The sequence below is a fragment of the Chryseobacterium sp. CFS15 genome (assembly GCF_031118795.1).
Taxonomy (GTDB): Bacteria; Bacteroidota; Bacteroidia; order Flavobacteriales; family Weeksellaceae; genus Chryseobacterium; species Chryseobacterium indoltheticum.
In genome coordinates this window covers 252,593-265,859 of the sequence record NZ_JAVHYL010000002.1, presented here as the reverse complement: position 1 = coordinate 265,859, position 13,267 = coordinate 252,593, and the positions used below count along the sequence as shown (strand labels likewise).

The window sequence follows — 13,267 nt, the reverse complement described above, 5'->3', positions numbered from 1 at the left end:
TTTAAAATTTCATTTCCGATTGAGCAACAATTAATCTACTTTCCAGCTGATTTTTTCTTCTTCGCTATTCCATTCTACCGAAAGATTTTGCCCGGATTTCACTTCTTCTCTTACAATCATTTTCGAAATTGGTCTTGCCAGTTGCGATCTGATTACCCCGGAAATCTGTCTTGCTCCATATTTACTGCTGAATCCATTTAATGCTAAATTCTTTACCGCTTCATCACTAATTTTCAAGCTCATTCCCAATCTTGTTAATGAGTTATGAAGTGATTTCAGCTGGATATTAAAGATTCTTTCTGCAATAGATTCTGTAATCGGTGCAAAAGGAATAATTTCTGTAATTCTCGCCAAAAATTCGGGTCTGAATTTTCCAGAATTTGACATAATCTGCATCAATGAATTCGATTCGGGAACTTTTCCTTCTTCAAACTGTTTTACAATTTCTTCACTTCCGATATTTGAAGTAAACAAAATCAAAGCGTTGCTGAAATCTCCTTCTTTTCCAAGCTTGTCATGAACTTTTCCTTCGTCCATAATCTGTAAAAACACATCAAAAACTGAATGATGCGCTTTTTCAATTTCATCAAATAAAACTACGGTGTAAGGTTGTTGCCTGATTTTATTCACCAACATCCCACCTTCTTCGTAACCTACGTAACCCGGAGGCGCTCCGTATAAAAGAGCTGCAGAATGTTCTTCTTTAAATTCTGACATATCGAAACGTACCATCGCTTTTTCATCATTGAAAAGCAATTCTGCCATCGATTTTGCCAATTCTGTTTTTCCGGTTCCGGTCGGGCCTAAAAGGAAGAATGATCCAATGGGTTGTCCAGGCTTGTTTAATCCACTTCGGTTTTCTACAATAGCGTCCGAAAGAATTTTCAAAGCGTGATCCTGGCCAACGACTCTGTTCATCAGAAGACCTTCCATATTCAGAAGCTTTTCTTTTTCCTGAGCCTGAATTTTTCCAATCGGAATATTCGTTTTCGCAGCCATTACCGCCGCCAATTCCAAACGGTCTACTTTTTCTCTTTTTATAGCCGCATGTTGTAAAAGTTCGGCATATGTTTCTTCTATTATTTTCTGAATTGATTCTGTCGGCATCGAATTGTCGATTTGCGGTTGTTCACTTAGAGAACCCCACAAAATAGGGCTGATTTTATCTCGTAATAAATTGTAATTCCAAATCAATTCGTCTGCCTTATCTTTTTCATCAAAATATTCTTCTGTCAAAATATTTTCATAGATTTCTTTCCAGCTTTCCAACTCTTTTTCTGAAAGTTCATCGAGCATTTTTATTGCCGCCATTGTCCGGTCTAAAAGATCAATCGCTGCATCGGGAAGTTTTTTACCTTTTGCGTAACGTTTTGCCAAGCGCACACATTCGGGAATTGCATTTTTTTCAACTTCAATACCGTGATGTTTTTTATAGCCATCCAGCAAAACATCGATCATTTTAACACAAGTTTTTTCGTCCGGCTCAAGAACTGTTAAAACTTCAAAACGGCGGTTAAAAGCCTGTTCAGGTTCTATAATTTTTCTGTATTCTTCCTGAGTAGTTGCTCCGATTACGGTAATTTCACCTCTTGCCAATTCTGGTTTAAGGATATTTCCGATATTTCCGATGCTGCCTTTCGGGTCTAAAAGCGTGTGAATTTCATCAATAAATAAAACTGCTTTTTCAATTTTTTTGCATTCGTTGATTACTTTTTTAAGACGGTCTTCAATTTCACCTTTATAAGAAGTTCCTGCCAATAAAGCACCGGTATCCAATTCAAGCAAAGTTGCATTTTTAAGCATTTCCGGAACATTTCCTTTGATGATTTCTGTTGCAAAACCTTCAACCAAAGCTGTTTTACCAACCCCAGGCTCACCGACGATAATTACATTGGGCTTACTTCTGCGGCAGAGAATTTCCACCAACATCCTAAGTTCTTTATCTCTACCTATAATATTTTCTATTTCACCATTTCTCGCTTGTACTGTTCGGTCTACGCAATAGCTTTTAATGGATGGAAAAGAAGAATCTGAAAAGTCTGAAGACCCTCCAAATAGAGATGAAATATCGCCGTTATCTGAAGCAGCAAAAGGAGTATCTTTTCGATATAAATTGAAAATCTCATGTTCTCTTAAAGGAAGTGATTTTAACTGTTGCAGCGTAAAAGCAACCTGCGGTTTCACAATCGCTGTAAGAATACAGATCGGAGTAATCTCATCTAAGCCAAGCTTTAAACGAATGTCATCTGCTTCTTCCAAAATCTGATCTACAAACTCTCCTTCTCCAACTTCTGCCGGAAGATGGCTCGTCTTGGGATAATCTTCGATGCGTACATCTGCCCATTCGTAGAAATATCCCGGATCTTTATCTATGGTTTTCAGAAACTCGTTTAAGCCTATATCTTTATGCATTAAAGCCTGCAAAATATGCGGACCGCTATAAGTGGCGTTGTAATTTTCTCTTGCAATCGACTGTGCAATATGAAACAGTTGCTTTACTGTCTCGTTGGTAACAAGTACTCCCATTTATATTTTAATATTAATATTTTTGACATTTTTTGGTATAACTAAAATAAGTTTTTTTTGTCAATCATTAAAATTAAATAATGTTTATTTACAATTGCCGTGATTTATTTGTCTTGAAAACAAGTTTGCTATGATATTATTCTTTATTTCGAAAAGAATATTAATTGATTGATTAATCAAATTAAGATAAGAATAATGAAAAGAGTTCTAAAATCATTAAATATGAAACTTTTTTGACGCAAAGATTTATATTTCAGTTTTATATTTTAGAAACAAAGGCAAATAAATTTACTTAGCAAAGCTTGAGAACATTACTTTATCAAATCAATTCATATTTGTTTTAAAATTTCTCACTAAGATTCAATTTGAATTACTTTAAAAATTAATAATACCTTATCAAACAAACAAAGCCTTTCTTACTTGGAAAGGCTTTGTTGTTATTTTTTTAATAGATTTAATCTCTATTTTTCAGAAGAATCCATCCTGATTTTAATTCAAGTTTTTTACTTGCAGGGTTTTCCCATTGCACACGGTACCAATACGTAGCTGTTGGTAAATTAATGCCTTTTAAAGATCCGTTCCACATGGTATTTGATTTGTTATCTGCCTTGAATAATTCGGCACCATATCTATCAAATATTGAAGCTGCAAAGTTTTTGTAATTGCTGATTCCTTTAAAATCAATATAATCATTCACTCCATCATTATTTGGAGTAATAGCATTGCTTAATACGAACGTAAAAAACTCTAGCGAATTACCACACTTTGCGCCCTGTGTTCTTACCATTAATTTGTAGTTAGCGTTTCTCAATACATTATAAAATATGTTTGAAACCTGCCAATTTACTCCACCATCAATAGAATACTCCAAAACTCCACCAGTAGGATTTGTAGCCGAAATAGTAAGCATTTCCTTATCGTAAACCACATTGGTGAATTGCGGAAGATCAGGATTAATAATCTGTACGGTAAACAGTTTAGAACATACTCCATTGCTGATCTCAACAGAATAAGAACCCGGAACATTGGTAGTAATCGTCTGTGTAGTGGCACCTGTACTCCATAGGTAAGTATAATTTGGTCCTGCACCTGCATCTAGTGTTGCAGGATCTCCGGCACAAACATATACATCTGCTAACGCAGAAACTATTGCCGGAACCACTTCAATGGTAATTTTTGCAGGTATCGTTGATACGCAACCGTTTCCTCCCAACGCAAAAACTTCGTATGTGGTAGTAACTGTCGGAGTTACAACTTGTGTATTTCCATTTCCGGTAAGACCTGTCCAGTTATAGGTAAAACCGCCACTTGCCGTTAATGTTACAGACTCACCTGCACAGATTTTTGCTTTTGATGCTGCTATGAAAGCTGTTGGTGGCCCCACAATGATCGTAATGGTTGCAGGAGCTGCAGATACACATCCATTTGCACCTGTTGCAGTAACAGAATAAACTGTTGTAGTTGCAGGCGAAACAACCTGCGTGTTGCCTGTTCCTGTTAAATTTGCCCAAGTATACGTTACTCCGCCTGTCGCTGTAAGTGTTACAGATTCACCCGGGCAAATCTGCGCAACAGAAGAAGTTAAGGTGACTACAGGTAAAACTTTATCTTCAATAACATTTACGGTTGCTGTAAAAGTACATGTTAAGTTTCCCGGTTGGGTAACATTAGTTACCGTTAAAGTATAAGCACCTCCTGCATTCACTACAGGGCTTAAAGTATTGGCTCCTGAAACGATATTTCCACCTGCAGTCGTCCACAAAATCGTTGAACCAGCGGGAACTGTAGATGCCGTTGCATTCAATGTAATCTGAGGAACCGTACAGGTAATTGTTTGCGGAGCAGCTATTGTTAAATTTGTAACAGCAGTAGTCCGCAACTGTAATGTTACTACATAGCTACAGCCTCCGTTTTTGACCAATACATAGATCGTCTGGTTACCTGCACTTTGAAATGTTGTAGGAGCAGCAATCGTATTGGCATTTCCTGCATTTGCATCTGCCTGAAGTAAATAATATGCAAAAGTTGCAGTTCCCACAGTAGTAATTTGTGGTTGTGCTGATGTTAAATCATATGTAATATTTCCTTGCTGATAACATTTCAGGAGTGTTGCATTCTGTACTGTGATTGGTTGTGAAACCTCAATCGTTATTGTTGCAGGCGTTGTAGAAGTACATCCGTTTGCTCCGTTTGCTGTAACGGTATATGTTGTAGTTGTAGCCGGAGTTACCGTTTGTGTATTTCCTGTTCCGGTAAGCCCATTCCAGGTATAAGTAGTACCGCCTCCTGCAGTAAGTGTTACCGTTTCACCTGCACAAATTAAAATTTTACTTGCTGTAAGTGTGGTTGTTGGCGGGGTACTATCTCCTACAACAGTCACATTAGCCGTACTTGTACAAACAATGTTACCGGGTTGGTATGTATTTGTAATGGTTAAAGTATAAGTCCCTGCTGTGTTAACTATAGGGTTTAATGTATTCCCTCCTGATACAATGTTACCACCTGTAGTCGTCCATGAAAATGTAGATCCAGCAGGATAAACTGACGCTGAAGCATTAAGCGTTACTTGACTATTCGTACACGTTAAAGCTGTTGGCGTTGCGATAGTGGCTGTAATTTGCGGAGCTTTTACCAATTGAAGTTGTGCAACTTTAGAACAGAAACCATTTTTTACCAATACATAAATGGTCTGATTTCCTGCACTTGAGAATGTTGTAGGGGCTGCAATTGTATTTGCGTTTCCTGCATTTGCATCCGCCTGATTGATATAGTATGAAAAATTAGCTCCCGGAGTTGTGCTTATTGCCGCTTGAGCTGATGTTAAATCAAAAATAGCGTTGCCTGCTGTGTAGCAACTTGTTAATGTCGCGTTTTGTACCGTCGGAGAAGTTCCGCCAACAATCGTTACTGTAGCAGAACCAGGACATGAATTCCCCGGAAGGGTGACCTCAACTTTGTAAACTCCCGGTTGTGTAGCCGTGTATGAAGCTCCGGTTGCGCCTGGAATAACCACATTATTAAGATACCAAACATAAGTCGCATTCGGAACTTGGGTAGAAGCTGTAAAAGTTTGTGGAGCATTATCACAAACGTTAATTGATGCAGGAAGCTGAACTCCTCCCGGACCTAAAATCTGTACACCAATATCGAAAGAGCCTGCTTCTAAGAATACACCTGAATCATATCTGAAATCCTGATTGTCTGCTAAAACCATTTTAAAATGATAAGATTGCCCCGGAACAACAGTTGCATTTGCCGTCAATGGGATTGTTCTTCCACTAAAATTTGTTTCTATATTTGATGTATTATAACCTCCAAAATATGCAGCATTTAATGCTCCGCAAGTCATTGTAGAACCATCAAATTCGGTTGCAGGACGAATGTTTTTTACACTTACAGGACCGGCACCGCCAGGTAAAACTGCTAAGTTTGTATACGTAGATCCTGGAGTATTAGGTTTTAATAATAATGCAAAACCATCTGTATATTGACAAGGGTAATCCCCAAAATATTCCTCAGAAGCAAATAAATACCTGAATTTAACTTCAGTTGCTGTCGGAACAAAGTCAAATTCTATATAACTGGCATCTTTTAGCAAATTATTAGAAATTCCTAATGCTGCAGCCAAATCGATATCTCCCTGAGTCGGAAGCGGATCACTTAATTCACCTATCTGATAAGCATTCCCTGATTTCCTTGCATGCCCCGTCGTAAGTACAATACCTTTAGAAAAAGGAAAATTTGTGGTTCCTTTATTAAAAAAACCCCAACTTCTGGTTGGGTCACCCGCCAAAAGATTTGGAGAAACTACTACATTAGAAACATTTGCAGTAGAACATGAAGAACCGCCAGCAATAAGCACATCTGTTACCAATTGTGTTATACTATAAGAGGATTCGACGTAATTTGCTGCATTGACATCAATAAACACTCCTGCTTTCATCGTCAGACTAGATGGCTTACTGGTACTTTTACTTATTTTTCTCTGGGAAAACGTAAAATTACCAAGAAGCATGAAAACAAGAAGCAAATATTGTAATCGACCATTTAACATTTTAAACTATTTTTAACAAAAATACTATTTTTTTTGATTAAAATTTAAGCGAAAAACAATTACATTGGTTTTAACACAATTATATAAAGGCCAGATTTTCAGTTTCATTTAGAAATGAAACAAAAAAAGACCGACAAAATCGGTCTTTTAAAAATATCGTCTTTTTAATACTATTCAAAATTCTTAAGTAAAATCCAGCCGGTTTTTACGGTAAGCTTCTTGCTTGCAGGATCTTCAAATGTCACCTGATACCAGTAAGAAGCTGTAGGCAGTTTTTTACCCTGGAAATAACCATCCCAGAAAGGTCTTGTTTTTTCTGCATTAAATACCACTTTACCATATCGGTCTGATATTGCTGCCTGGAATTTATTGTAATTACTTACCCCTCTGAAATCAATTATGTCATTTACATTATCCCCGTTTGGAGTAATTACATTCTGCATGATAAAGGTGAAATACTCTAAGAACCCTACACAAGTGGTAGTTTTTACCCTAACTCGTATCGAGATTATTTTATTGTTTGGAATATTATTAAAAACATTAGAGCCTTGCCAAGTAACACCGTTATCTACGGAATACTCGAGTACACCACTGCCCAAATTGGAAGCAGTAATAATTAATGTTCCGCTTTGACTGTAATCTACATTGATAATTTCAGGAATCAGTGCCTGTTTTACTTCTGTTGTAAATCTTTCAGTACAAACACCGTTAGTGATATCTACAAAGTAAATTCCTGCAGTTTCAGCTACGATCGTCTGTGTAGTTGCACCATTGCTCCATAAATATGAATAATTTGGTCCGGCTCCTGCATCCAAAGTCATTCTATCGCTTTCGCAAATAAATCCACCTGAAAGATTAGAAGTAATTGCTGGTACAACTTCTACTTTAATAGTTGCAGGCTGTAATGATTTACATCCCTGAGCACCGATTGCATATACGGTATAAGTTGTCGTCTGCGTTGGCGATAGTGTCTGTACAGCACCAGTTCCTGTAAAGTTACTCCATTGGTAAGTAGCTCCTCCTGAAGCAGTTAAAGTAACAGATTCACCTAAGCAAATTTTCAATTTTGTAGCAACAAGCTCAGCAACTGGTGTCGCTTCCTTACGCAAAGTTAAAGTCACCAGTTTACTACAAAAGCCTCCATTTGATACCACGACATGCAAAATCTGACCATCGGTTCCGTTATATGAAGCTAAATTCGCATTAGGAATAAAATTGTTATTTTGTGCCTGAGCATCCGCCTGATTTACATAAAAACGAAATATCGCACCAGTCGTTGTACTGATTTGTGGCTTAGCATCATTTAAATTAAAAGTACTTAAAGTTGGAGTTGTACAAAGTTTTAAAGTTGCATTTTGAGCTGCCGGACTCGTTCCGCCTACTATTGTAATTGTAGCAGATGCCGGGCAAGTATTTCCAGGAACAGACACTTTTACTTCATAAACACCCGGCGCAGTGGCAGTATAACTTACAGCTGTTGCACCTGGTATTAATACTCCATCTTTATACCATTGGTAAGTCGCTCCAGTAATCCCTGAAACTTGAGCCACTAAAGTCTGAGGAATATTATCACATACATTTAAGGTGGCTGGCAATTGCGCTCCATTTCCATCTACTAATTTAATTCCGATATCAAAAGATCCGCCTTCAATAAATACTGCAGAGTCATACCCCCAATCTCTATAATCAGACAAAACCATTTTAAAATGGTATGCAACTCCCGGTGTTACCGTTCCCACCGCAGTTAAAGGAACAGTTCTTCCATCGTAATTTGTTACAATATTAGTAGGTGTATTATATCCTCCAAAATATATCTCATTGATTGCAGGACAACCTAAAGCCCCCTGAATAAGAGGATGAATATTTGTCATCGCAACAGGTCCCGCATTATTTGGTAAAACAGCCAAATTCACGTAAGGACCTCCCGCAACAGGTTTTATTAATAATGCAAATGCATCTGAATACTGGCACGGAAAAGTACCTGAATATTCTTCAGAAGCAAAAATATAATTGAATTTTATCTGGCTGGAGTTGGGTACAAAATCAAACTCCAACATGACATTGTCATTATAATGATCAGTAGTACTAGGATTAGGAACCGCTACCAACAGATCCGGATCATCTATTCCCGCCCCGGGAATCGTATAACTGGCACTAGATGCCACGTTCCCAGCTTCCCGAGCGCGCCCTGTTGTTAAAACAATACCATCTGTAAAAGGAAAGTTGGTGGTACCTTTATGAAAATATCCCCAAAATCTATCGTCACTTGAAACGGGTTGAGTCGGAGTAATGGTAACATTAGATACATTCGGAATAGAACATGTAGATCCTCCGTTTATCAGAACATTTTTCACCAATTGTTCCGGAGTATACGTAGACGGTACATATCCTGCAGCATTTACATCGATAAATACTCCCGCTTTTTTATTGGTTTCGTTCACATTGTTTTTCGGCGGCTGCCTTTGTTGAGCAAAAATAGAAGCCGAAATAAACAATAATGCGAAAAGAAAAAGGTAATTTTTTAGTCTATAATTTAGCATTTTGTAATTGTTTGCCCAAAAATACCAAATTTTTCCGATTTAAAATACATACATGATTTATTATTATCAATAATATGTTCATTTATGTATATTCTGATGAAATTTTGATAATAAATAAAAAAGACCAATCTCATTGATCGGTCTTTCATTTTATATTATGAAAGTAAACTTCAAATTAATCTTTTTTCATTTCATCGATTTTATTCTGAAGCTCGGTTATTTTATCTTTTAGAAATCTAATTTCGTTTTTATTAGAGTTTACGTTACTTTTAAGAATAGCTTTTTTTGCTCTTTCGTTGTGATCTTCATCGTCTTCTTCTTCATTGATCTCTTCAATATCTTCCTGAATATCTTCAATATCTTCGCTGATCTCTTCAAGATCTTCACTAATCTCTTCAAGGTCTTCGCTGATCTCCTCGATATCTTCCTGAATATCTTCAATATCTTCACTTATTTCCTCAATATCTTCCTGAATGTCCTCAATTTTTTCATGGCTTTTATTCACAGACATCTGAATCAAAATTGAAAGATAAATAGCTTCAAGCGAAAGTACTGTCGTTAAAACAAGCAACATTTTATCTACATCTACAATACCAAAAACGGGCAGTAAAAATGAGGTGATAAAAAGTAATGTATGAATGATGAGGGAAGGTATAGAACCAATCCAGGAGGTGATTCCGTCTGCCATTCTCTCAAGAAATTCTATTTTTTCGTGTGGTGTTTTCATCATTTATGTTTTAAAGTAATTCTTTCGTTACGCCCAATCCAAACAAAGCAAAATCATATTTTGCAGGATCATTTTCGTCAAATTTTCTAATGATTAAATCTAATTCTTCAACGGTTTTCCAGTCATTTTGTGTTCTCGAAATAAGACCCAATTTTCTAGATATATTTCCGGTATGCACATCCAAAGGAATCGATAAAAATTTTTGATCAATATTGTTCCAGATTCCAAAATCTACGCCACGATTATCTTTTCTGATCATCCATCGCAAAAACATAATAATCCTTTTTGAAGATGAGTTTTTGTATGGCGAACTTACATGCTTATGCGTTCTGTGTTTTTCAATTCCTAAAAAACTTTGCCTGAATCTTTCAATAGAGTGCTGAAAATTATTTTCATTTTCGTTGATTAGAAATAAATCTTCAAGACTTTTGTTTTCCTTATAAATTTTGTTGAATTGTTTAATAAAATACGCAAAATCTTCTCCGTTAAAAGTTCTGTGAATACTTTTGTCTTTAATGCTGTTTAAATCCTTTTCAGAAAAATTCATTACAAAATCATAAGGAGAATTTCCCATGATATCAAGCATCTTTTCAGCCGATTTAATAATAGACTTTCTGTTTCCCCAGGAAATTGTTGCCGCCAAAAAACCAGCAATTTCAATATCCTGTTTTAATGAAAAACGATGCGGAATCTGAACAGGATCATCCTGAATGAATTCAAGATTATTGTAAACATCCGCTTTTTCGTCTAAAAAATCTTTTAATTCCGAAAGATTCATACAATTTTAAAATTTAACACATTCCAAAGCTTTTGGAAGATAAGAATTCGGAAAAACCGTTCTTGCCTCATCCGTAAAAACGGTCAGATCACCGTAACGATTAGAAAAATGTCCTAAAATCAATTTTTCAACTTCGGCTTTCTTTGCAATTGTTGCTGCTTCTAAAGCGGTTGTATGACCTGTGTAATCGGCCATTTCTTTAAGATCGTGCAAAAATGTAGATTCATGATACAAAACCGTTACATTTTTTATAATCGGAATAATAGATTCCAAATATCTTGTATCACTACAAAATGCATAAGAAACAGACGGAGCCGGAGTTGTTGTAAGAATTTCATTTTTAAGAACATACCCGTCACTCAAAACAAAATCTTTTCCTGCCTTTAAATTATGATAGTCACACGTCTCGATCTCAGCATATTTTGAGACTTCTTCCATATTAATATGACGCTCTTTTGGCTTCTCTTTAAACAGATATCCATTACAGTAAATTCTGTGATCCAAAGGAATAGTAAATACTTCTACCCTATTATCTTCATAGATTTTTTCTGAATAATCTTTATCTAATTCATGGTATACAACCTCAAAACCTCGATGCGTCTCGGTAATAGAAAAAATAGTTTCCAGCATCTTTTTTATTCCTTTCGGACCGTAAACATGCAAAGGAGTATCCCTTCCCAAAAGTCGGAAAGAAGCTATTAAACCCGGTAAACCAAAACAGTGATCGCCATGTAGATGCGATATAAAAATATGATTGATTTTTGAAAATCTTGCCTTTGCTTTTCTCAGCTGCACCTGTGTTCCTTCACCGCAATCAATCAGGAAACATCTCTCTTCCATTTCCAGAAGCTGAGCCGTAGGCGAAGTATTAATCGTGGGTATAGCCGAATTAAAGCCTAATATCGTTAAATAAGTACTCAAATCAATAGTTTATTAAAGCAAATGTACAACAAATGGTTGAGGTTGAAAATGAGGTTGACGTTGAGTTTACGTTTTAAACTCAAATTTAAAATAAGAAAAAAGTTCTCTAAAAACACAAAGTTTTTGCAATCTTAACCTTAACCTTAACCTACTTTTTCAAGAAATCAAGAAACAAATCTAATGCCTGTTTTCTATGGCTGATTTTATTTTTATCTTCAGGAATCATCTCTGCAAAAGTTATTTCGTGACCTTCGGGAACAAAAATAGGATCATAACCAAAACCTTGGTGTCCTTTATTTTCTTTGAGTAAATTCCCATGAACCCTTCCGTCAAAGTATTGAGCACCGTTTTCGTCATAATAACATAATACGGTGATGAAATAAGCTTTTCTGTTTTCAATATTCTCCATTTCGCTCAACACCTTTTCAATATTTTTAGCAAAATCATGGTCTCCGGCATATCTTGCCGAAAAAATCCCGGGTCTTCCGTCTAAAGACTCCACCACCAAACCGCTGTCGTCTCCCAAGCTTGGAATGCCTGTTTTTTCGAAACAGTATTTAGCCTTAATTAAAGCATTGGCATTGAAAGTGTCTCCATCTTCAACGATTTCGTCATGAATATCGTAATCGGTAAGGCTTTTTACGGTAAATTCACTTCCTAAAATCTGTTGAATTTCTTCTTTTTTATGAAGATTGTGTGTGGCAACTAATATTTCCATTTTATTTTTTATATGTTTATTTAAACACAAATATTATTCATATAATACCACAAAATGATTGTTCAGTTTATATAATTTGTGTTTTAAATTGAATTTAAATTTCAGAATAACGCACTTTATTTCTAAATGTAAACAGGTAGAAAAATACAGAAAACACTACAATTCCGATCACCAGAATCATCCATTCCTGAATTTCAAAAGCTTCTGCAAAGCTTTCTTTTTGAGTATAAAATATCAGGATCGCCGAGCAAAGATTATTAAAACCATGCAATAGCATTGGCAAAAGCAGCGATTTTGTTTTATAATAAACCAATCCTAAAACAGTTCCCAGCAAAGTTGCGCCTACAAACTGCCACGGATTCGCATGTATCAAACCAAAAAGAAGACTTGCAAAAAGTATCGCTTTCCAGGGTTTCACTCCTTTATTGATCATTCCTTTCTGGATAATTCCTCGGAAAACAATTTCTTCAAAAATAGGCGCCATAATCACCGCAGTAATGACCATCACGACAGGATCATCGGTAAGGCCGGCCATCAGATTTTCAAAAAACTCGTAAAAATCTCCGAAAAAAGGTCCGGTTGTAGGAATTTGCGAAGTGATAAATTCTCCGATAAACATCATTCCAATCATCATCGGAAAAATAAGAAGATAGGTAGAAAAATTGGTAGGCGAAAAATTGAAATTCAATTTCTTACCTGTTTTCTGACGCACCACTAAAAATTCAAAAGCCCAAATCATTACACAGAAAACAACAGCATTGGCAAGCATCATAAACCAAGGCTTCTGCATAAAATCTACCTCAAAAATAAATTTCCCTGCAAGGCCTATGAAGCCAACCGAAAGACTTCCAAAAATATATCCTGCAAAAAGGATGAGACCTCCCATCCAGTCAAAAATATAGTTTGGATATTTTGAGTTTTCCATGTACTGATGATTTTTTTAAAAGAAACAAAGATAATTGAAATTATATGAAATGAAAACCTATATTCAACTTCTGACGTC

At 36.1% G+C, this 13,267-nt stretch carries 8 protein-coding genes; all 8 read right to left on the bottom strand.

The features are described from left to right. Positions 1 to 30 precede the first annotated feature (30 nt). Positions 31 to 2,526, bottom strand: coding sequence for an ATP-dependent Clp protease ATP-binding subunit (locus tag OH814_RS03940; RefSeq protein WP_308827190.1), 2,496 nt, complete (start codon positions 2,524 to 2,526; stop codon positions 31 to 33). 454 nt (positions 2,527 to 2,980) lie between these two features. Continuing rightward, a complete protein-coding gene (locus OH814_RS03935) occupies positions 2,981 to 6,580 on the bottom strand; it encodes a choice-of-anchor L domain-containing protein (RefSeq protein WP_308827189.1) in 3,600 nt (1,199 codons plus the stop codon). 170 nt (positions 6,581 to 6,750) lie between these two features. Beyond that, on the bottom strand, positions 6,751 to 9,120 hold the full coding sequence (locus tag OH814_RS03930; RefSeq protein ID WP_308827188.1) for a choice-of-anchor L domain-containing protein: 2,370 nt from the start codon (positions 9,118 to 9,120) through the stop codon (positions 6,751 to 6,753). A 175-nt stretch (positions 9,121 to 9,295) separates the two neighbouring features. Further along, positions 9,296 to 9,847 (bottom strand): DUF1003 domain-containing protein, encoded by a 552-nt coding sequence (locus tag OH814_RS03925; protein ID WP_083677045.1) that lies wholly within the window; start codon positions 9,845 to 9,847, stop codon positions 9,296 to 9,298. 10 nt (positions 9,848 to 9,857) lie between these two features. After that, positions 9,858 to 10,625, bottom strand: coding sequence for a TIGR02757 family protein (locus OH814_RS03920; protein ID WP_308827187.1), 768 nt, complete (start codon positions 10,623 to 10,625; stop codon positions 9,858 to 9,860). A gap of 6 nt (positions 10,626 to 10,631) precedes the next feature. Further along, on the bottom strand, positions 10,632 to 11,546 hold the full coding sequence (locus OH814_RS03915) for a ribonuclease Z (RefSeq protein ID WP_308827186.1): 915 nt from the start codon (positions 11,544 to 11,546) through the stop codon (positions 10,632 to 10,634). 148 nt (positions 11,547 to 11,694) lie between these two features. Further along, a complete protein-coding gene (gene rdgB, locus OH814_RS03910) occupies positions 11,695 to 12,264 on the bottom strand; it encodes an RdgB/HAM1 family non-canonical purine NTP pyrophosphatase (RefSeq protein WP_308827185.1) in 570 nt (189 codons plus the stop codon). A gap of 94 nt (positions 12,265 to 12,358) precedes the next feature. Continuing rightward, complete coding sequence (locus OH814_RS03905) at positions 12,359 to 13,189, bottom strand: CPBP family intramembrane glutamic endopeptidase (RefSeq protein WP_308827184.1); 831 nt, start codon at positions 13,187 to 13,189, stop codon at positions 12,359 to 12,361. Between the last annotated feature and the right edge of the window lie 78 nt (positions 13,190 to 13,267).